Source organism: Natrinema sp. LJW11 (genome assembly GCF_056135975.1).
On sequence record NZ_JBWBDM010000002.1, the window covers coordinates 175,958 to 195,564 of the forward strand.

Below are 19,607 nucleotides of genomic sequence, written 5' to 3' on the forward strand. Positions count from 1 at the left end.
GCGATTAGTCCGCAGCGCCGCCGCTAGCAGCCCTTCTCCCCTCGCCGCGGATCTCGTCGTCGCGAAGGTAACACTGCGGATCTGGGGCGAAGAGATCCCCCGTCGTCGCCAGCGCGCGTAGCCGCGAGGCACCGCGACAGATCGATTGGTAGCGACAGTCGGCACACTTGCCCTTCAGGTGTTCCTCGCGGTTTCGAAGCGCCTCGAGCAGCGGGTTCGACTCGTCCGTCCAGATCTCGCCGAAGGGACGGTCTCGGACGTTCCCCAGGCTGTATCCCTGCCAGAACTGCGTCGGATGGACGTTCCCCTGATAGTCCACGTCGGCGATCCGCTCGCCCGTCGGGTCGCCGCCGTTTCGCTCGAGGTGGTCGGAGACCGCTCGCGCCTTCGCTTCGCCGAACTCCTCCCGGGCGTACTCCACGAGGAACCCGGCGTCGGCGTAGTTGCCCACCAGCAGCGTCTCGATCTCCTCCCCTCGGTCGTGGTACTCGAGCGTGAGGTCCGCGACCCGCTTGACCGCCTCGCGCTTCTCGCAGGGCGCGAGGTCGGCGTCGACGATCTCGGCCCCGCGACCGCCGTAATCGAGGTGGTAGAAACAGAAACGGTCGAGCCCCTTCTCGGCCAGGAGGTCGACGACCCCCTCGAGGTCGGGCGCGTTGGCCTCGGTGATCGTGTATCGGAGGCCGGTCTTGAGTCCGACCTCGAGGCAGTTCTCGATGCCGCGGACGGCGGCGTCGAACGCGCCGTCTTCGCCCCGGAACCGGTCGTTGCGCTCGGGGAGACCGTCGACCGAAATGCCGGCGTACTGGAGGCCGGCGTCCCGCAGCGACGCGGCCTTCTCGCGGGTGAGCAGGGTCCCGTTCGAGGACAGCACCGGCCGGAGGCCGAGATCGGCCGCGTCCGAGACGAGTTCGACCAGATCGTCGCGAACGAGCGGCTCGCCGCCCGAGAAGAGGACGACCGGCGCGCCGAAGTCGGCCAGTTGCTCGAGGAAGGCCCGCCCCTCGGCGGTGGCGAACTCGCCGGTCGCAGGTTGGGTCTCGGCCCCGGCGTAGCAGTGCGAGCAGGAGAGGTTACACCGGCGGGTCGTGTTCCAGACGACGACGGGCCGGCGCTGTTTCTCGTCGGTGATCTGGGGTTTCTCGGAGCCCTCGGCCGCGTCGTAACGCAGCCCGTCGCCCTCCGCGTCGAGATCGCAGAGCAGTTTGCTGATCGAGATCACGCGTCCCGCACCTCCGGCGTGCCCTCGGTTTCCTCGTAGACGCGCGGTTCCTCGCTCCCGCCGCCCTCGTCAATCGCGTTCTCGCGGTCGGCACCGTCCCTGACGGCCTCGGTCGTCCCGTCCTCGACCGCCGCGGTGAGCCCGCGCGTCGAGTACCGTTCGACCGCGTCGGCCGGACAGAGCCAGACGTCGGCGGCGTACCAGCCGAACAGGCGGCCGGCGTGTTCGTGCGCGTCCGCGGCGTTCGCAGCGGCGACGCTACCGACGTGGCGCATCGGTTCGCCCGCCTCGTCGCGGAGGAACACCTCCCACTGGGGAGTCGGGTTCCCTCGCTCGTCGCTCTCGACGGGTGATCGGCGTGCTTTCTCGACCATATCGTGACCTTCGAGACGATACCGAAGGTCGTTTCCGCTCCTCCCGGCGCACGGGAACACCGCGCAGATCCGTCGAACATCTTCCCGTCTTCCCGACCGACGGGAACGAAGGGGACGTTTTCGGTCGGACGGCACCCCAGCATCAGCTATGCGCCCCGGCAATCTCGAGACGTCCGAGCGGCCGTTCGTCCTCATATGGGAGGTCACCCAGGCCTGCGGGCTCGCCTGTGATCACTGTCGGGCCGACGCCCAGCCCCGGCGCCATCCCGACGAGCTCTCGACGGCGGAGGGAAAAGCGCTGCTCGAGCAAGCGGCGGCGTTCGGCGACGGTCAACTGGTCGTCCTCTCGGGCGGCGACCCGCTCGTCCGCGACGACGTCGAGGAGCTGATCGCGTTCGGCGACGACCTCGGATTGCGGATGACGATCACGCCGAGCGGGACCGGCTCGCTGACCGCCGAGCGGATTCGGGAGATGGTCGACGCGGGACTCAAACGGATGGCCGTCAGTCTCGACGGCGCCTCGTCCGCCGCTCACGACGCCTTCCGCGGCGAGGACGGAAGTTTCGAGGAGACGCTTCGAGCCGTCGAAGCCGCTCGAGCGGCCGGCCTCCCCGTCCAGGTCAACACGACGGTGTGTCGACGGACCGTCGACGAACTCCCCGCGATTCGGGACCTGTTGGCCGAGATCGGGGTCGTCATGTGGAGCGTCTTCTTCCTCGTCCCCGTCGGTCGCGGACGGATCCTCGAGCCGGTCGCTCCCGAGCGAGCCGACGCGGTGATGGAGTGGCTGGCCGAGGTCAGCGAGACGGAGCCCTTCGGCGTCAAGACGACCGAAGCGCCCCAGTATCGGCGGGTCGCGATGCAACGACAGCAACGGCGAACGGACGCCGAAGCGGACGACGGCGACGGGACGTCAACCCCCGGCATCGAGCGCCGCACCGGTATCGTCGCGGGCGACGGCTTCGCGTTCGTCAGTCACACGGGCGAGGTGTTCCCCTCGGGCTTCCTCCCCGAATCCGCGGGCAACGTCCGGGACCGGCCGATCACCGAGCTCTATCGGGATTCTTCGTTGTTCCAGTCGCTGCGGGATCGTGACCAACTCTCGGGCAAGTGCGGGGTCTGTCCGTACCGCTACGTCTGCGGCGGCAGCCGCTCGCGCGCCTTCGCCCGTACCAGCGATCCGCTCGCGAGCGATCCGCTCTGTCCGTTCGTTCCCGAGGGGTACGACGGGCCGCTCCCCTGGGACGACGCCGACGGCGAGACGCGCGGCGTCTCGAGCGGGGAGTGAACCGTCACCGTTCGAGCTACCGATTTTCGCGGCTCGAGCCGGACCGCACAGCGGTCGCTGCAATCGCCGTACCTCGAAGGAACGGATAAGCGAATCCGAATCGATCGAGCGCGACACCAGCGGCGAGGGTGGGCGCGTCCGATATCGCGTTACTCGAGAACGACCAGCGTGTCGCCCATGTCGACGCTATCGCCTTCCCCGACGGCGATCTGGGTGACGGTGCCGCCCTGGGAGGCGACGATGTCGTTTTCCATCTTCATGGCCTCGAGGACGACCAGCACGTCGCCGGCCGCGACCTCGTCGCCCTCCTCGACTTCGATGTCGAGGATCGTCCCCTGCATCTCGGCGTCGACGGTCTCGCCGTCGCCCTGAATGTCGGTTTCACCGCCGCTGCTGGAGCCGCCCGCCGGCTCCGGTCGACTCGACTGGCCGCCGGCGGACACGTCGCCGGTCGGGATGGCCGGCGCACCGTGTTCCTCGAGTTCGACCTCGAAGCGCTTGCCGTTGACCTCGACGGTGAACTCGCGCTCGACGGCGTCGTCCTCGTCCTCGCTCGCGCCGCCGTCCCCGATGTCGCCGCCCCACTGTTCTTGGGCCTCCTCGATGCGCGTCTCGTCGAGTTCCTCGTCGAGATACTTCGTGGTGTGCGTGCTCTGGACGAACTCCTCGTCGGTGAGCATCAGCCGGTGGAACGGGATGATCGTCGGGATCCCCTCGATCTGGTACTCGCGGAGCGCGCGCAGCGAGCGCTCGATACACTCGTCGCGGTCCTCGCCCCAGACGACCAGCTTCGCGATCATCGAGTCGTAGTCGGTGACGAGTTCGTCGCCCTGCCGAAGCGCGTCGTCGAGTCGGACGCCGACGCCGCCCGGCGGATCGTAGGTCTCGAGGGTCCCGCCGGTCGCGGGCGCGAAGTCGTTGGCCGCGTTCTCGGCGTTGATCCGGAACTCCATCGCGTGGCCGTCGATATCGACGTCGTCCTGTGCGAAATCGATCTCCTCGCCGGCGGCGATCCGGATCTGTCGCTTGACGATGTCGATGCCGGTAATCTCCTCGGTGACGGTGTGTTCGACCTGGATCCGCGTATTGACCTCGAGGAAGTAGAAATTGGCGTCCGGACCGAGGACGCCGTCCCGTCCGGGTTCCTCTTCGACGAGGAACTCGACGGTGCCGGCGTTGGTGTAATCCGCTGCGGCGACCCCGCGACGGGCGGACTCGCCGATCTTCTCGCGCAGTTCGTCCGAGAGGGCCGCCGACGGCCCCTCCTCGATGACCTTCTGGTGGCGTCGCTGCAGCGAGCAGTCGCGCTCGCCCAGGTGGCGCACGTTACCGTGTTGGTCGGCGACGATCTGAACCTCGATGTGACGGGGCTTCTCGAGGTAGCGCTCGAGGTAGACCGAGTCGTTGTCGAAGTACGCCTCTCCCTCTCGCTGGGCGCTCTCGAGTTGGTCTTCGACCTCGCTTTCGTCCCAGACGACCTTCATCCCGCGGCCACCGCCGCCGCCTTCGGCCTTGATGGCGATCGGATAGCCGTGTTTTTCGCCGAATTCTTTGACTTCCTCGGGGTCGGTGACGGGGTCCGTCGTCCCGGGAACGATGGGGACGTCTGCCTCGTTCATGATCGTGCGGGCTTTGGTCTTCTCGCCCAGCGATTCCATCGCCGAACTGGACGGACCGACCCACGTGATCCCGTCGGCATCTTCGACTTTGCCTGCGAACTCCGCGTTCTCCGCGAGGAAGCCGTAGCCGGGATGGATCGCGTCGGCGTCGGCTTTCCGGGCGGCCTCGATGACCCCTTCGTGATCGAGATAGGAGTCGGCCGCGCGAGCCGGCCCCACGTTGTACGCCTCGTCGGCGTAGCGCACGTGCCCCGAGTCCGAGTCGGCCTCGGAGTAGACGGCGACGGTTCCGATGTTCAACTCTTCACACGCTCGCATAACGCGGACTGCGATTTCCCCGCGGTTTGCCACGAGAACCTTCCTGAACATTCCTGTGGAAACAGTCGTGAGGGCCCTACCTTACTTTTTCGCAACGGATTCGAGAACGCGACATATTTTGCCAGTCGACGACGCCGACTCCGGACACGACCGCCGGTCCCGAGCGACCCGCAGGCGCGAATCGTCGACACCACCGAGCGACGAACCGACGGCCTCGAGCAGCGCTCGGTGAATCGAGGCTGACTCGACTCGCATGCGACGGACCGTCGTATGCTAGTTATGGGCAATCGTTATCCGGTTCCGACCGCTAGAACGCACAATGTACGAGTTCGCAGTCGGTCCGATGCAATCCCAATCGGTGCTCGAGGAGCCGTTGCTCCTCGTCGGAGCGATCGGGCTCCTCCTCGTCGTGATCACGGTCTGGCAGATGGTCGAGATCGTCGACGCCTACGACCGGGCCGCGCTGACCGTCTTCGGCGAGTACCGCAAACTGCTCGAGCCGGGACTGAACATCGTCCCGCCGTTCGTCTCGCGGATCTACACGTTCGACATGCGAACCCAGACGCTGGACGTCCCCCAGCAGGAAGCGATCACCCGCGACAACTCGCCGGTCACCGCCGACGCCGTCGTCTACATTCGGGTGATGAACGCCAAACGCGCGTTCCTCGAGGTCGACGACTATCAGCGCGCGGTCTCGAATCTGGCGCAGACCACGCTGCGCGCCGTGATCGGCGACATGGAACTCGACGACACCCTCAGCCGGCGCGAGATGATCAACGAGCGGATTCGGACCGAGCTCGACGAGCCCACCGACGAGTGGGGTATTCGCGTCGAATCGGTCGAGGTCCGCGAGGTGACGCCCTCCGCCGGCGTCAAGGGCGCGATGGAGGAACAGACCTCCGCCGAGCGCCGCCGCCGCGCGATGATCCTCGAGGCGCAGGGCGAACGCCGCAGCGCCGTCGAGAAAGCCGAGGGTGACAAGCAGTCGAACATCATCCGCGCCCAGGGGGAGAAACAGAGCCAGATTCTCGAGTCCCAGGGTGACGCGATTTCGACCGTGTTGCGCGCGCGCTCCGCCGAATCGATGGGCGAGCGCGCCGTCATCGACAAGGGGATGGAGACGCTCGCCGAGATCGGCCAGGGCGAGTCGACCACCTTCGTCATGCCCCAGGAGCTCACCTCGCTGGTCGGCCGCTACGGCAAGCACCTCTCCGGCAGCGACGTGAAGGGCAACGGAACCGACCTCGAGAGTCTCGAGTTCGACGACGAGACCCGGGAGCTGATCGGCCTCGACGACATCGCGGACATCATCGGCGAGATCGACGAACAGGCGGAGATGGACGTCGAAGCGATGGAAGAGCAGGCTCGAGCGATCAAGGAAGGACAGGACGTGGGAATGGCGGCCGACGAGCCGATCACCATGTCGGAGACGGAAGACGAAGCTGAACCGGAACCCGAACTGGGATCCGATTCGGAGTAGCGCTGCGCGGTTCTGTCTCGCTTCTCACACTTACCACCCGCTCGAGTCCACGGATCTCTCAGCTCGAGTGCTCGTCCGCTCGTGATCGCTCGGACGCATCGTCATGGAGGAGCACGGGCCGAAAGCTAGTGCATCGAGCGCGTTCAGAACTGTTTCGTTCGGCCTGCGGCCGACCACGGATCGGTCGGTGCATCGCGCGGGACGCGGACGGTACGGTGTTGCTGTGCGCGGACTCGGCCGGCGAACGCCCAGCGCTTGTCGTCCCACGTCTCTTCGCCATCAGCCGCCGCCGCCGCGGCCGCGAGCGCGTGATCGTGGAGGTGGGCACCGATCGCGGCCGCGATGGCCGCGGCTTCGTCCTCGTCGGCGTCGTCGGGTAGGTCGACGGCGACGTCGCCGGGTAGGGCCGTGTCGAATCCGGTCGAGCCGTCGCCTTCGGCCGCCCTCTCGCCGTTCCCGTCGCCGTCGGCTCGTCCGCCGTCGTCGGCCGTCGTCTGTTGCTGGGATGTCATCTGACTACAGCGGGATGTTGCCGTGTTTCTTGTCGGGGTTCTGTTGGCGCTTGGTCTCGAGCATCTCGAGGTCGTCGATCAGTCGCGGGCGGGTTTCCGTCGGGACGATGACGTCGTCGAGGAAGCCCTTGTCCGTCGCGGTGTAAGGGTTGGCGAACTCCTCGCGGTACTCGTCGATGAGTTCGTCGCGGAGTTCGTCCGGGTTGTCGGATTCGGCGAGTTCCTCGCGGTAGAGGATGTTGACCGCACCCTGTGGACCCATGACGGCGATCTCGGCGGTCGGCCAGGCGTAGTTGACGTCCGCGCCGAGGTTCTTGGAGGCCATGACGCAGTAGGCGCCGCCGTAGGCTTTCCGGGTGATGACGGTCAGCAGCGGAACGGTCGCTTCCGCGTACGCGTAGAGGAGTTTCGCGCCGTGACGGATGATCCCGCGGTGTTCCTGATCGGTGCCGGGCATGTAGCCGGGGACGTCGACGAAGGTGACGATCGGGATGTTAAAGGAATCACAGAAGCGGACGAACCGCGACCCCTTCATCGAGGCGTCGACGGTCAGCGTGCCGGCGTTGACTCGGGGCTGGTTGGCGACGAGGCCGACCGAGCGGCCGTCCAGTCGGCCGAAACCGACGACGATGTTCTTCGCGAAGTTGTCCGCGACCTCGAAGAACGAGCCCTCGTCGACGACGCTGTCGATGACGTTTGTCATATCGTAGGGCTTTTGCGGACTCGGCGGAACGATGTCTTTGAGCTGGTCGTCGCGGCGGTCCGGGTCGTCCCACGGCTCGACTCGAGGCGGGTCCTCGACGTTGTTCTGCGGGAGATAGGAGAGGAGCCGCTTGATATCGTCGAGCGCCTGCTCCTCGCTCTCGCAGGCGAACTGGGCGACGCCGGTCTTGTTGGAGTGGGTCATCGCACCGCCGAGTTCCTCGTGGGAGACCTCCTCACCGGTGACGGTCTTGGTGACCCCGGGGCCGGTGATGTACATGTGGCTGGTGTCCTTGACCATGAAGATGAAATCGGTGATCGCCGGCGAGTAGACGGAGCCGCCGGCACACGGCCCCATGATCCCCGAAACCTGTGGGATGACGCCGCTGGCCTCCTGATTCCGGCGGAAGATCTCGGTGTAGCCCGCGAGGCTCTTGACGCCCTCCTGAATGCGGGCCCCGGCGGAGTCGTTGAGTCCGATGACCGGTGCGCCGACCTCCATCGCCATGTCCATGACCTTACAGACCTTCTCGGCGAAGACCTCGCCCAGCGAGCCCCCGAAGACGGTGAAGTCGTGGGCGAAGACGAACGTGGTCCGTCCGTTGACCTCGCCGTAGCCCGTGACGACGCCGTCGCCGGGCACCTTCTTCTCCTCCATCCCGAACTGGCTCGTCTGGTGGGTCCGGAGCTGGTCGAACTCCGTGAAGGTGCCCTCGTCGAGGAAATAGTCGATCCGCTCGCGGGCGGTCATCTTCCCCTTGTCGTGTTGTTTTTCGATCCGCGCCTCGCCACCGCCCTTGCGGGCCTCTTCGCGGAGTTCCTCGAGTTCGTCGATGCGATCTTCCATCGTCATAGGTGAACCCTCCCGTGTCGACTCATTGCCCGGGGCAACGGTCACCTGAATAAAAAACGTTCTGTAACTCGTATTATTTCCCATGAGGGTTCGAGTGTTGTCGTGCCACACGGACGGTCGCCGACCGGCGACACCGCCGTTCGGACGAGGCCAAGGCACGGGTCGAACGATCCGACGATCATCAAGTGTGGGGTACGTTCACATTGTGGCTGAGTAGCACGCCCTACATTTCCGATTCGTCAATAAATATGGCATGGAATATGGCATGTGGGGGTGAAAGGAGGAAATACTGAATATAAACATCGAATGTAAGGTTTTAAGGCATGGTGAGAAAGGGATAAACCATGGTAAAACGCGAAACATGGGCAACGAGAACCGGGTTCATCCTCGCCGCGGTCGGCAGTGCGGTGGGATTAGGTAACGTCTGGAGATTTCCGTATCAAGTCGGTGAGTTCGGCGGAGCGGCGTTCCTTGTCGTATACCTCGCATTGATCGCGGTCATCGGGTTCCCAGTGATTCTGGTCGAGTTCACTGTCGGCCGGTACACGGATCGGAATCCCGTCGGTGCGCTCAAACAGATCGGCACGAGTTCGTGGCAGCGGATCGGATGGGTGTTCATCGTCGCGGGCTTCGTTATCCTCTCGTACTACAGCGTCGTCGCTGGCTGGGTTTTGCAGTACACCGTTTACGGACTGCAAGGGAACTATGCCGCAGACGGTGCGGCGCAGTTCGGAGCAACAACCGGAGGAATGATGTCGGTTCTCACACACGCGATTTTCATGGCGGCCGTCATCGCCGTCGTCGGGTTCGGTATCCGGCGCGGTATCGAATTTTCCGTGAAGCTGATGGTTCCCGCGATCATCATCCTGCTGGCCGGCCTGGCAGTTTACGCCGGAACGCTCCCGAATGCCGGGGAAGCCTACGCGTACTACCTGTCACCCGACCTGGGTACTATTGCCGCGAACTGGACTAGTATCTTACCCGCAGCAGCCGCACAGGCGTTCTTCACGCTCTCGCTCGGGATGGGTGTGATGATCACGTATGCATCCTACCTCGGAGAGGACCGTAACCTCGCCAAAGACGCCGTCATCATCGTCGGATTAGACACGGCGATCGCGTTCACCGTCGGGCTCGTCGCGTTCCCGGTCCTCTTCTCTGGCGACCTCGATGTCGCCGAAATCGTCGCAATCGGCGACGGTCCGGGTTTCATCTTCATCGCGCTTTCGCAGGCGTTTAGCAACATTCCGTTCGGCAGCGTTCTCGGAGCGATCTTCTTCGGTACCGTCACCATCGCGGCGCTCTCGAGCGCGATCAGTATCCTGGAAGTCGTCGTTTCCTACCTGATCGACGAACGAGGCGTCGATCGCGTCCCGGCGACTCTTCTCATCGGGACCGCGATATTCCTCTTCGGTGTTCCCGTCGCGTATGACGGAAGCCTCTCGTGGCTCACGGTCTACGACGAACTCGCTAACAACATTCTGCTCATCCTCGGAGCACTGTTGTTATCCATCTACATCGGCTGGGTCAAGACCGATATCGGCCTCGAGGAACTCGGCAAAGGTATCCGAAACCTCGGCGGGTGGGGAACGGCCTGGATCTGGGCCCTTCGAGTACCCGTCATCGTCACGCTGGTCGTAATCCTCGGACTGAACGCGATCGGTGCGTACGAGGCGATCAGCGGTATCCTCGGCTAAACTGCGGTCCGTTTTCGCCGATTCAGGCCTCGCCGTAGACCGGCACGGCTGCTCCGCTCGTCACCGCCGCCCCGTCGCTACAGAGGAAGGCCATCACGTCCGCGATCTCGAGCGGGTCGACCCACGAGTCGTGATCCGCGTCGGGCATCATCTCCCGGTTCATCGGCGTGTCGATCACGCTCGGCATGACGCAGTTCGCCCGCACCGTCCCGCGGTTCTCCTCGGCGAGGGTCTCCGTCAGCAGTCGAATACCAGCTTTCGTGATCCGGTAGGGGCCGTCGCCCTCGCCGCCCTCGAGCGAGGACCGCGCGCTGATACTGACGATCGATCCCGCCGCATCCTGGAGGTGGGGCAGGGCGTGTTTCGACGCGAGAAACGCCGTCTTCAGGTTGACGTCTAGCAGGAGTTCGAACTCCTCGAGATCGGTGTCCTCGACGTGATCGCCGCCGCGCCACGTTCCGGCGATATTCAGCAAGTGATCGATCCGACCGTGGTCGTCGGCGATCGATTCCATCAGGCCTGCCACGTCGTCCTCGTCCGTGAGGTCGGCCTCGTGAAACTCGAACTCCGATTCGTCGGCGGGGTCGCGCTCGAGCAGGCTGTCCTCGTCGTCCGGCGCGACCACGTCGACGGCACAGACCGTCGCGCCCGCTTCGAGGAAGCGATCGACGGCGGCGCTGCCGAGCGCGCCGCTGGCACCGGTGATCACCGCGACGGTTCCGTCGAAGTCGATGTCGAACTCGGTCTGGACTGACATACCAGACAGTGTGTGGCCCGCTCGCATCAAAGGCGGGGGCCGTCGGCGATCGGTCGACGGCGGAGACGGGCCGCCGTTACGAATCGGTCGGCGGCAGGGCCGCTCGGCGGAACCAGAACTCGGCGATCGCTTCCGCCATCTCCGCGTACTCCGTCGGCTCCGTCGGCTTCGTGAGGTACGCGTTAGCCGCCAGATCGTAGCTCGCGCGAACGTCCGCCAGGTCCGTCGATCGCGTCAACACGAGCACCGGGAGCCGCGCGAGTTCGGGCTCGGCCGTTAGCGCCTCGAGGAGTTCGAGGCCGTTCATCCGAGGGAGGTCAAGATCCAACAGGACGAGATCCGGAACGACCCGCGGCTCGCCGTCGCGGCCGGTGAGGAGCGAAAGCGCCGCCGCGCCGTCGTCGGCGACGCGAATCGTGGACTCGACCGCCAATCCGGCGAACGCCTCCCGAACGAGGCGGACGTCATCGTCGTCGTCCTCGACGAGGAGTACGTCGATCGGCTCGTCGCGTCGACCGCTCATAGCGGCGGTAGAACTGCCAAATTATTTACTTTCTCATGCAATTCAGTAATCAATTCTCCCTTGTGATGGGACTCGGTTAAGGCTACTCGCTACACAATTTGGGACTCGAGCGGTACCGATCGCTCCGAGGCGACGATTGCGAACGAACGTTCGAATAAAGTCGTCGAGGCCCGATGAACACAGTATGCGGCTCATCGCGCATCGAGGATTCGCCGCGACGGCCCCCGAAAATACGATCAGTGCCGTTCGATCCGCGGCCGACCGCGCTAACGCCGTCGAGTTCGACGTTCGGCGCTGTGGCTCCGGCGAACTCGTCGTCGTTCACGACGAGACGATCGACCGCGTCACCGACGGCACCGGGACCGTCGCGGACGCCTCCCTCGAGGAACTCTCCGCTCGCTCTGTGTGTGGGTCCGGTGACGGCATACCTTCCCTCGCGGCGATGCTCGAGGTCCTTCCGCCGACCGTCGAGGTCCACATCGAACTCAAAGAGTCCGGCATCGCCGCGGACGTCCTCGCCGCTCTCGAGGGCGCGGCCCTCGCCAACCGCGTCGTCCTCACCTCGTTTCTGGTCTCCGAACTGCGGACGATTCGCGACCGCGACCCGAATCGACCGATCGGGCTGCTCGTCAGTCGGCACCTCGAGACGCCGGTCACGACGGCGGTCGAACTCGACTGCGACGTCATCGGGGCGAGCTACTGGCGCTGTCTGGCGACGCGGGTCGCGTCGCGGGCGACGGCGGTGGGACTCGAGGTCCACGCGTGGACGATCGAACGACGAGCGGTGGCGAAGCTGCTCGCCCGCCGCGGCGTCGAGTACGTTTCGGCGGATCGGCCGATCGACGTGTGACCGCTCGATGCAGGTGACGGACGTCCCGCTGCGGTCAGGTCGCACGGAGTGTCCCCGCGAGCGACCAGCAGCGCGGCGCGTTGCGCCGCGCAGCCAGCAATTAGTCGCCGACGGTGGTCACGGACACCGTCCGCGTTCGCGGCCCGTCGCACTCCACGAGCAACACCGACTGCCACGTCCCCAGCGCCAACTCTCCGTCCTCGACCGGAATCGTCGCGTCCGGACCGATCAGCGCGGCCCGCAGATGCGAGTCCGCGTTGCCGTCTAATTCGTCGTGCGCGTGGCCCACGTCCGGAACGAGGTCTCTCAGGAACGACTCGAGGTCGCCGCGAAGCCGCGATTCGTTTTCCTGGACGACGAGGCCGGCCGTCGTGTGCTCGACGAAAGCCGTGCAGGCTCCCGACTCGAGGTCGTCGGGAACGGCCGTTGCGATGCGATCGGTCACGTCGACGGTCGTCAGCCGCGACTCGGTTTCGACGGAAAACGCCATGCGCGACGACACGGCCGCGAGAATAGACTGCGTTACGGTCCGCACTGCGAACCGGCACGTCCCTACGAGAGTTGCGTCGCGGCCCACGCGGCGCGGTCGCGCACGTTCGGAGCCGGGTCCTCGCTCGCGAGGGTCTGCAAACGCGGGACGGCCGCGTCGACGCGGCCGTGGCCGAGCGCGACGCAAGCGTTCGCCCGCACGTGCGAGTGGTCGTCCGCGAGCAACTCGAGTAACTGGCTGCGAACCGGTTCGACTGCGGTTTCGACGCCGGCGGCGACGCGGCTGACCGCGACGGCCGCGATCGCGCGAGTATCGGGATCGTCGCAGGACAGCGCCGGCCGGAGGTCGGCACACACCGCCTCGACTGCGGCGGGATCGCGCCGAGCCGCGTCGCCGAGACAGCCGATCGCGTCGTATCGCAACGGCGCGTCGTCGTGATCCGCGAGCGCGGCGGCCTCTGCGACGAACTCGAGGGAGGGCAGCGCCGCGTCGGAGCGCGCCAGTCGGCCGAGCGCTCGGAGCGCGGGCGACCCGTTTTCGATCGGGTCCCCCGCCAGCGCACCGCTGAGAACCGATGCGGCCGGTTCGATCGCTGCCGGGTCCTCCCGGGAGATGTGCGCGAGTATGCGGATCCCCCACCGATCGGAGCCGTTTCGCCGTTCGAGCACGTCGGTGATCGCCGGTGCGTGCTCGACCATCACGTCCGGCCGCTCGGCCGCGACAGCGGCGAGACATCGGAGTAACTCCTCCGCCATCGGTTCGTCGGCGTTCTCGACGGCGACGGCGACGATCGATCCGGCAGAGGGCGCGACATCGGTCGGCGCTTCGGCTGCCAGATCGGCGAGACAGGCGGCGATATCATCGCGGAAATCGATCGCCGGACGCCGGAGCAGCGTCCGGAGTTTCGGAACCGTCGGGACGTACGCCGCCGCCTGGCCGCGCTCGTCGATCGCAGTGCGGATTCGGCGGACTGCAGCCCGTTGTTCGGCCGGTTCCTGTTCGTCGAGTTGTGCGAGTAGCGACGGTAGATCGACCCCCGCGGCCCCCCGGCCCCGGGGCTGGACGGCCTCGTCCCATTCCCCATCCATCGTCTCCTGCATTGGAGATGGTCTATAAAAGCATTCTGGCCGAATGACGGTCAAATAGCCTTTGTTCGGGCGATAAAACGTCGAATTACGAGCTGTTCGGAGTCGAACTATCGGCGCTCGAGATCGAACGCAGGTCGCTCGGGCTCGACGTATCGATCGCTCGATCCGGCGCGATCCGTTCGTCGAGAGTCGCGAAACGGGCCGGTCGACGAGCGTCCCTAAGCGAGCCACTCCTCGGGCTTGGTGTCGTAGTCGACGTCGTCGGCCGCGAGATGGTCGACCTCCTCCCACGGCACGTCCTCCGTCGTCACCGTCTCGCCGTTGTACCGGATCAGTTTACCCTGCTCTTCGGCTTCGGGCTCGCGATTCCGTCGCTTGGCGACCTCGATGTCGTGCTCGTCGATCTCCTTGACGATCGTCAGCAGGTTCACCGGCCGTCCCCAGAGTTCGAAGATCCGCTTGAGGGTCTCCGTGGCCTGTCCGATATCGAGCATGACGCCGTTGTACTGGTGGCCGAGCAGGAGTTCGTTCGCGTTGTTGTAGTTGCCGTCGTAGACCGCGATCGTCGGCTTCCCGAAGTTGGTGAACTGCAAGAGGAGCTTCTTCTTGACGTCCTCGGCCGCGTCGCTGGCGACGTGGAACTGCCCGGTCGCCTGCGAGTGCTCGTAGGTGAAGTAGTTGTTCTCCGTGATGAACTCCCGAGTCAGGAACTCGTCGAGGAAGGTTACGTCGTTGTGACTCTCCCGAACGTCGAACATCCGGTCCCAGCCGGCGGCGAAGTCGACGTCCTCGAGCGCTTCTGCGACCGACGAATAGCGGGCATCGTCGAACAGGTAGCGGCCGATCCGCTCGAGTTCGTTCTGCGTGACCCGCGCGAGGAAGCCGCGGTTCTGGCGCTTGACCAGCGAGTAGTGCCGGCGAGCGACTCCCTCGTTGGTCAACACCTTCCAGGGGTATTTCGACACGTCGATCTCACCGTCTCGAGCCCGCTCGAGCGCCTCGCGGTCGACCCACTCGTCGGGAACGTCCTCGAGCTGATCGAGCGTCTCGGGGGTGATGGTCTCGATTGCGTTCGGCGGCTCGAGCCGGTCGAGCACCTCGTCGAAGTCGACGACCTCGGTGAGGTTCCGCCAGGAGATCCCCTCGACGCGCAGGAGGGCCTCGAGGACTTCCCGCCGGTTGGTCGTGTTCTCGACGTACTCCCAGAGCTCCATCCCGAGGCTGTAGGGGTTGAGGCCGCCGGAGGCCAGCACCTTCGCCATGTGATCGGCGTAGTTCAGGAACTCGTCGTCGCCGGCGAAGGCCTCGTCGGTCATCATCGTCGACTCCCAGTAGGCGGCCCAGCCCTCGTTCATCACCTTCGTCATCTTCTGGGCGGCGAAGTAGTACGCCTCCGCGCGCATCATGTCGAGGATGTCGCGTTGCCACTCCGTCATCTCGACGCCCCGGCCGGCTTCGGCGTCGTACTGCTTGCCGTGCTCGCGGACGAACGCCAGCACGTCCTTCTGTGGCTCCTCGGGGAAGTTCGCCGCGACGTCCTCGCCCTCGAGTTTCTCGACCCACGCCTCGTCGAACACCTCCCCTTTGATCTCGTCGGAGAGCTCGAGTTCGTCTAACTTCTCGGCCAGGTCCTCGTCGAGTTCCTCGCGGGCCGGCCCGTCGATGTCGAGGCGTCGGCTGAACACCTGGTGTTGGTCGATGTTGTCCTCGAGGCTCAGGCAGTGGTCGATCCACTTCTCGACCTCGGCGCGGTCGATCTCTGGATCGGACATGTACTCGTCGATGGCCCGCGCGTGCCGTTCGAGCATGGCCGCGGCGTTGACCTGGTCCTCGTCGGCGCGGCCGCTCGTGAACATCCCGAACCAGTCGTTGTTCGCGAAGAAGTCCGAGTGGGCCTCGACGTGCGTGATAACCGCCTTCTGGTCGGCGATCGTGTTCGACTCCTGGAGGAACGCGTGGGCGGGGTTGTCGTTGTTGACGATCTCGAAGGCCTTCCCGCCGCCGTACTGGCCCTGCTTTTGTTGCTTATCGTACTGCATGCCCCACCGCCAGTGGGGGTAGCGGCTCTGGAACCCGCCGTAGGCGATGAGCTCGTTCATCTCGTCGTAGTCGATGATCCAGTACTTCACCGGGTAGGGCTCTAAGCCGAGCTTCTCCGCGAGGTTTCTGGCCTCCTCGACCGGTTCCTCGAGATCGCTGGCGATCGCCTGTTTGCGGAATCTGTCCGAATTACTCATTGTCATCACTCTCCGTGGAGAGGATCTCGTAGATCGCGTCGGTCACGTCCGCCTCGTCGTTGACGTAGGCCACCGCGACGTCCTCGGCGTCGGTGCCGAAGTGGCGCTCGAGCTCCTCCGCGTGGGTGGCGTTGATCGCGTTCCCGCTGGGCTGGGTCTCCACGTAGGCGTGGAGGTTCGCCGGGATCTCCTCCATCAGGGGGATCACGCGCTCGCCGGTGTCGTTGCTCGAGTTCTCCGAGTCGCCCGCCGCGAAGACGTACCGGTTCCAGTCGCTCCAGGGGTACTCCTCGAGCAGTTGGTCGGCGAGTTCGTAGGCGCTCGAGATCTTCGTGCCGCCGCCGCTGCGGATGCCGAAGAACTCGTCGCGCTCGACCTCCCAGGCGTCGGCGTCGTGGGCGATGTAGACGAACTCGGCGTTGTCGTACTTGCCCTGCAGGTACCAGTCCAGCGGGGTAAAGGTCCGCTCGACGAGTTCGCGCTTCTTCTCGCGCATCGAGCCGGAGACGTCGCGGATGTTGACGACCACGACGTTCTTCTCCTTCTCCTCGATGATCTCGGGGTGGCGGTAGCGCTCGTCCTCGCGACGGAAGGGGACGTGTTTGATCCCCTCGCGGCGGATCTTCTGCTGAACGCTTTCGCGCTCGACCTCGTTTTCGACCTCCTCGATCGAGGCCCACGTGCCGCGTTCGTCGTCCGGAACGTTGCTGTAGGCCTCTTCGACCCACGCCATCGACACCGGCAGGCTCTCGCCGCGGGCCCACTCGAAGACCTCGCGGGGCTCGATCCCCTCGACCTTACAGAGTTCCTTCAGGAACTCCTCGTCGAAGTCCATCGCGAGCTTGCGCTTGAGCCCCTCCTTGAACATCCGCTCGAAGTCGAGCGTGCTGTTCGGACCGGAGCGGGTGAGGTCGGTGAACGGGCCCTCCTTTTCCTCGACGACTTTCTTCCCCTTCGGATCGAGGTCGAGGCCGAGCTCCTCGTCGAGTTCCTCGGCGAACTCCTCGGGGTCCATCTCGTAGTACTCGTGGTCGCCGCCCTCCTCACCGGGGTCGCCGTCCTCGCCGTCGTCGTCGCCCGGCTGAGGCTGGGGCTGGCCGACCGGCTGGCCGGTGTCGGGCGTGCCGTCCTCGCCCTGTCCGACCCCGCCCTTGTCGCGCTGATCGTACTCGAACTCCGGCAGCGAGACGATCTTCACCGGGATGTTGATCTCCCCGGGCCGGCTCTGCCCGAGGTCGCCGTACTGGATGAAGTCGGCGAGGTCCTCGCGGCGCTCCTCGCCGACTTCGCGGAATCGCTCGAGGTCGTCTCTCAGTCCCATCTGTAGCTCACCTGTCCCATGACGTGTCTGCTGGTTAGTTCGGCCGACGCCTCGGAGTAGCCGAAGAGGGAGACCAAAGTCTCGATCGTCCCCTCCTTGACCGCCTCCGTCTCGGTCCCGCCGGGCGGATCGCTCCACTGTCGCGGGTCGAAGTCTTCGAAGGTCCGCTCGACGTCGTCCCAGTCGTGACTCTCGAGGACGGTCTTGATCACGGGAATCGCGGTGAGATCGACGTCCTCGACGGAGAAATCCTCGTTACGGTGCTCCCAGGCGTGGCGGTTCAGCGAGGTGATGACCTTCTCGCGCCTGAAGTTCCGGACGCTCTCGCGGGGGAGGTTCCCCTCGTATTCGGCCTCGGAGAACCGACCCAGATGCTCGATCTCGAACAGCTTCATCGTCAGCGGGTCGGGCTCGACGCGCTCCCCGCGGTCGTTGTACAGGGGCTCCTCGGTCTCCCAGGCGTAGACGTGTTCGACGTACTCGGCCACGGTCTCCTCGTCGACGCGTTTGTCGTGCATGATGGCCTCGATGACGTCCGACTCCTGTCGGTCGTAGACGTAGTTCTTCACGGGGACGACGCGGTTCTCGAACTCCGAGCGCTCGCCCGTCGAGAAGACCGGCGCGTCGGCCAGCCCCTCGACCATGGCGTTCAACACGTCGCGGGGCATGACGACGTCCTCGACCGACAGCTCCGCGTGGTGGCGGTCGAGATCCGCTTGGAGGAGTTCGGCGAGCGTGTCGCGCGTGTACGTGACGGGAATGCCGTGGTCGCCGTCGTTGCCGTCGTCGTCGAAGTCGAACTCGTCTTTCTCCCGGCGGGTATCGCCCTCCTGGAGGTAGCCCTGATCGTAGATCCGGGCCTTGTCGACCAGATCGAGCCCGTTCGGGAGGTTCTCCTCGTCCAGTCGCGTGACGACCGCGTACAGCGCGGCCGCCTCGATGGCATGGGGCGCGAACTCCTGGGTCCGCGTCCGGCCGTCCTGGCCTTTGACCGTCACCGTCACCGGCGCGCGGATCCGATCCTCGAGTTCGTCGTAGCTCTCGGCCTCCCAGACCGAGGTCTCGTTGGTCAACTCGCGGCGAATCAGCTCCGTCTCGAGCGAGAGATTCGTCAGGTAACCGAAGCGGTGTTTGTCCAGCCGGCGCTTCAGGGCCTTGAGCGGGTCCATCCCGTTGCGATCCGAGTGCTGGTTGAGCTGGGCCTCGAGGTCGGGGTTCGAGATGATCAGCAGCTGGGAGTCGACGTCCATCCCGATCCCCTTGTCGAGTTTCACCGACTGCTCGTCGGGGACGTTCAGCAGCTTCTGCAGGAGGTCGGCGTGCTGGGCGGCGTCCTCGACGACGGTGAGGACGCCGTTGCCCTGCGAGAGCACGCCGTCGTAGCTGAACGCCTGGGGATTCTTCCGGCCCCGCGAGTCGAGTTCCTGGAGCATGCCGTGCATCCACGAGCCGACGAGGCGCTCCTTGGGCGGGCCGTCGTCCTCCGAGTGGAGGACGCCGACGCCCTGTCCCACGTCGACGACGTAGTTTTTCACCCTGAGGTGGGCCTCGTCCGTGATCGCCGAGAACAGTTCCTCCTCGCCCTCCCGGCGGTAGCGCTCCTCGAGGAAGTCGTACGCCTCCCGGGAGAACGGGTCGAGTTGCGCGTCGACCTGCACGGGGACGTGATCGTCGAGTTCCGCGTTGAGACGCTCGAGCAGGTCCTCGCGGACGTTCTCGGGGAACACCGACAGCGGGTGGGCCTGCACCGGGCTCTCGTACCAGTTCTGCTCGTCTCCGGCGCTCGCGTCGCCCCCGTAGCTCAGGCCGCGCTCGCCGGCGTCGGCGGTCGAGATGTTCCACTCGACGGTGTAGCGGCGGCCGTCGGGCGTCTTCGAGTACTCGCGCAACCCGTTGACCAGACACCGTTTGAGTTCGGACTTGCCGGTCGCCGTGGGACCTTCGAACCAGATGATCTTCTCGTCTTTCGCCCGGCCCGCGGCGATCGACCGCAGGTCGTCGACGAACCCGTTGAGCACCTCGGTGTTGCCGAGGATCGCGTGCTCGCCGTCGTTGTGCGGATCGTCGAAGAAGCGGTAGCGCTCCTTCTCCTCGCCCTCTTCGACGACGGTCCGGGTGCCGGCGGCCTCGATCGCCTCGAGGAGGTACTTCGAAGCGTGGGAGGCGATCGAGGGGTTCTCGAAGATGCGGTCGACGTACGCCGCGAGGTGCATCGGCTCCTCGTAGGTCTCCTCGAGGGCGCGGTCGGCGTCGCGGACGTAGTCGGTTCCTCGTGCCAT

Annotated in this window: 16 protein-coding genes; 4 read left to right on the forward strand and 12 right to left on the reverse strand. The window is 65.6% G+C overall.

Annotation, left to right across the window (positions count from 1 at the left end; translation table 11 throughout):
- Positions 1 to 4 precede the first annotated feature (4 nt).
- Positions 5 to 1,222, reverse strand: coding sequence for a TIGR04347 family pseudo-SAM/SPASM protein (locus AC0QDI_RS05475; RefSeq protein WP_474666026.1), 1,218 nt, complete (start codon positions 1,220 to 1,222; stop codon positions 5 to 7).
- Positions 1,219 to 1,596 carry an Htur_1727 family rSAM-partnered candidate RiPP gene (locus AC0QDI_RS05480; protein ID WP_474666028.1) on the reverse strand — a complete coding sequence of 126 codons (378 nt, stop codon included), beginning with the start codon at positions 1,594 to 1,596 and terminating at the stop codon, positions 1,219 to 1,221. The genes AC0QDI_RS05475 and AC0QDI_RS05480 overlap by 4 nt, the downstream gene beginning before the upstream one ends.
- A 148-nt stretch (positions 1,597 to 1,744) precedes the next feature.
- On the opposite strand from AC0QDI_RS05480, the gene AC0QDI_RS05485 reads away from it, so the two are divergent.
- Complete coding sequence (locus AC0QDI_RS05485; protein ID WP_474666030.1) at positions 1,745 to 2,884, forward strand: TIGR04053 family radical SAM/SPASM domain-containing protein; 1,140 nt, start codon at positions 1,745 to 1,747, stop codon at positions 2,882 to 2,884.
- A 149-nt stretch (positions 2,885 to 3,033) separates the two neighbouring features.
- Here AC0QDI_RS05485 and AC0QDI_RS05490 read toward each other — a convergent pair whose 3' ends face one another.
- A complete protein-coding gene (locus AC0QDI_RS05490) occupies positions 3,034 to 4,872 on the reverse strand; it encodes an acetyl-CoA carboxylase biotin carboxylase subunit (protein WP_474666032.1) in 1,839 nt (612 codons plus the stop codon).
- A gap of 268 nt (positions 4,873 to 5,140) precedes the next feature.
- Between AC0QDI_RS05490 and AC0QDI_RS05495 the strand changes: the two genes are divergently transcribed.
- Entirely contained in the window at positions 5,141 to 6,301 is a 1,161-nt protein-coding gene (locus AC0QDI_RS05495) for an SPFH domain-containing protein (RefSeq protein ID WP_474666034.1), read from the forward strand.
- Between the two features lie 143 nt (positions 6,302 to 6,444).
- On the opposite strand, the gene AC0QDI_RS05500 is transcribed toward AC0QDI_RS05495, so the two are convergent.
- Both AC0QDI_RS05500 and AC0QDI_RS05505 read right to left on the reverse strand, forming a co-directional pair.
- Complete coding sequence (locus tag AC0QDI_RS05500; RefSeq protein ID WP_474666036.1) at positions 6,445 to 6,813, reverse strand: DUF8022 family protein; 369 nt, start codon at positions 6,811 to 6,813, stop codon at positions 6,445 to 6,447.
- Positions 6,814 to 6,817: 4 nt separating this feature from the next.
- Positions 6,818 to 8,362, reverse strand: coding sequence for an acyl-CoA carboxylase subunit beta (locus AC0QDI_RS05505; protein ID WP_474667296.1), 1,545 nt, complete (start codon positions 8,360 to 8,362; stop codon positions 6,818 to 6,820).
- Between the two features lie 350 nt (positions 8,363 to 8,712).
- Here AC0QDI_RS05505 and AC0QDI_RS05510 point away from each other — a divergent pair, with 350 nt between their 5' ends.
- Positions 8,713 to 10,062: a sodium-dependent transporter gene (locus AC0QDI_RS05510; RefSeq protein ID WP_474666037.1), complete on the forward strand. Its 1,350-nt coding sequence runs from the start codon at positions 8,713 to 8,715 to the stop codon at positions 10,060 to 10,062.
- Positions 10,063 to 10,084: 22 nt separating this feature from the next.
- Here AC0QDI_RS05510 and AC0QDI_RS05515 read toward each other — a convergent pair whose 3' ends face one another.
- A complete protein-coding gene (locus AC0QDI_RS05515) occupies positions 10,085 to 10,819 on the reverse strand; it encodes an SDR family oxidoreductase (protein WP_474666039.1) in 735 nt (244 codons plus the stop codon).
- 76 nt (positions 10,820 to 10,895) lie between these two features.
- Positions 10,896 to 11,342, reverse strand: coding sequence for a response regulator (locus AC0QDI_RS05520; RefSeq protein ID WP_474666041.1), 447 nt, complete (start codon positions 11,340 to 11,342; stop codon positions 10,896 to 10,898).
- A gap of 184 nt (positions 11,343 to 11,526) precedes the next feature.
- On the opposite strand from AC0QDI_RS05520, the gene AC0QDI_RS05525 reads away from it, so the two are divergent.
- A complete protein-coding gene (locus AC0QDI_RS05525) occupies positions 11,527 to 12,192 on the forward strand; it encodes a glycerophosphodiester phosphodiesterase (RefSeq protein ID WP_474666043.1) in 666 nt (221 codons plus the stop codon).
- Between the two features lie 100 nt (positions 12,193 to 12,292).
- On the opposite strand, the gene AC0QDI_RS05530 is transcribed toward AC0QDI_RS05525, so the two are convergent.
- From AC0QDI_RS05530 to AC0QDI_RS05550, 5 genes are all read right to left on the reverse strand, one after another.
- A complete protein-coding gene (locus AC0QDI_RS05530; protein ID WP_474666045.1) occupies positions 12,293 to 12,682 on the reverse strand; it encodes a secondary thiamine-phosphate synthase enzyme YjbQ in 390 nt (129 codons plus the stop codon).
- Positions 12,683 to 12,744: 62 nt separating this feature from the next.
- Positions 12,745 to 13,770: a HEAT repeat domain-containing protein gene (locus tag AC0QDI_RS05535; RefSeq protein ID WP_474666047.1), complete on the reverse strand. Its 1,026-nt coding sequence runs from the start codon at positions 13,768 to 13,770 to the stop codon at positions 12,745 to 12,747.
- A gap of 218 nt (positions 13,771 to 13,988) precedes the next feature.
- Positions 13,989 to 16,007 carry a SpoVR family protein gene (locus tag AC0QDI_RS05540; protein ID WP_474666049.1) on the reverse strand — a complete coding sequence of 673 codons (2,019 nt, stop codon included), beginning with the start codon at positions 16,005 to 16,007 and terminating at the stop codon, positions 13,989 to 13,991.
- Complete coding sequence (locus AC0QDI_RS05545) at positions 16,000 to 17,328, reverse strand: YeaH/YhbH family protein (protein WP_474666051.1); 1,329 nt, start codon at positions 17,326 to 17,328, stop codon at positions 16,000 to 16,002. Before AC0QDI_RS05545 ends, AC0QDI_RS05540 begins: the two co-directional genes overlap by 8 nt.
- The gene (locus AC0QDI_RS05550) at positions 17,319 to 19,607 is read right to left on the reverse strand and encodes a PrkA family serine protein kinase (RefSeq protein WP_474666053.1); all 2,289 of its coding nucleotides are present in this window, start codon (positions 19,605 to 19,607) and stop codon (positions 17,319 to 17,321) included. Before AC0QDI_RS05550 ends, AC0QDI_RS05545 begins: the two co-directional genes overlap by 10 nt.

Coding starts and splice junctions, on each gene's coding strand:
- AC0QDI_RS05480 (WP_474666028.1), bottom strand. CDS start 1,596: ATGGTCGAGAAAGCACGCCGATCACCCGTCGAGAGCGACGAGCGAGGG.
- AC0QDI_RS05485 (WP_474666030.1), top strand. CDS start 1,745: ATGCGCCCCGGCAATCTCGAGACGTCCGAGCGGCCGTTCGTCCTCATA.
- AC0QDI_RS05490 (WP_474666032.1), bottom strand. CDS start 4,872: ATGTTCAGGAAGGTTCTCGTGGCAAACCGCGGGGAAATCGCAGTCCGC.
- AC0QDI_RS05495 (WP_474666034.1), top strand. CDS start 5,141: ATGTACGAGTTCGCAGTCGGTCCGATGCAATCCCAATCGGTGCTCGAG.
- AC0QDI_RS05500 (WP_474666036.1), bottom strand. CDS start 6,813: ATGACATCCCAGCAACAGACGACGGCCGACGACGGCGGACGAGCCGAC.
- AC0QDI_RS05505 (WP_474667296.1), bottom strand. CDS start 8,362: ATGGAAGATCGCATCGACGAACTCGAGGAACTCCGCGAAGAGGCCCGC.
- AC0QDI_RS05510 (WP_474666037.1), top strand. CDS start 8,713: ATGGTAAAACGCGAAACATGGGCAACGAGAACCGGGTTCATCCTCGCC.
- AC0QDI_RS05515 (WP_474666039.1), bottom strand. CDS start 10,819: ATGTCAGTCCAGACCGAGTTCGACATCGACTTCGACGGAACCGTCGCG.
- AC0QDI_RS05520 (WP_474666041.1), bottom strand. CDS start 11,342: ATGAGCGGTCGACGCGACGAGCCGATCGACGTACTCCTCGTCGAGGAC.
- AC0QDI_RS05525 (WP_474666043.1), top strand. CDS start 11,527: ATGCGGCTCATCGCGCATCGAGGATTCGCCGCGACGGCCCCCGAAAAT.
- AC0QDI_RS05530 (WP_474666045.1), bottom strand. CDS start 12,682: ATGGCGTTTTCCGTCGAAACCGAGTCGCGGCTGACGACCGTCGACGTG.
- AC0QDI_RS05535 (WP_474666047.1), bottom strand. CDS start 13,770: ATGGATGGGGAATGGGACGAGGCCGTCCAGCCCCGGGGCCGGGGGGCC.
- AC0QDI_RS05540 (WP_474666049.1), bottom strand. CDS start 16,007: ATGAGTAATTCGGACAGATTCCGCAAACAGGCGATCGCCAGCGATCTC.
- AC0QDI_RS05545 (WP_474666051.1), bottom strand. CDS start 17,328: ATGGGACTGAGAGACGACCTCGAGCGATTCCGCGAAGTCGGCGAGGAG.
- AC0QDI_RS05550 (WP_474666053.1), bottom strand. CDS start 19,607: ATGGCACGAGGAACCGACTACGTCCGCGACGCCGACCGCGCCCTCGAG.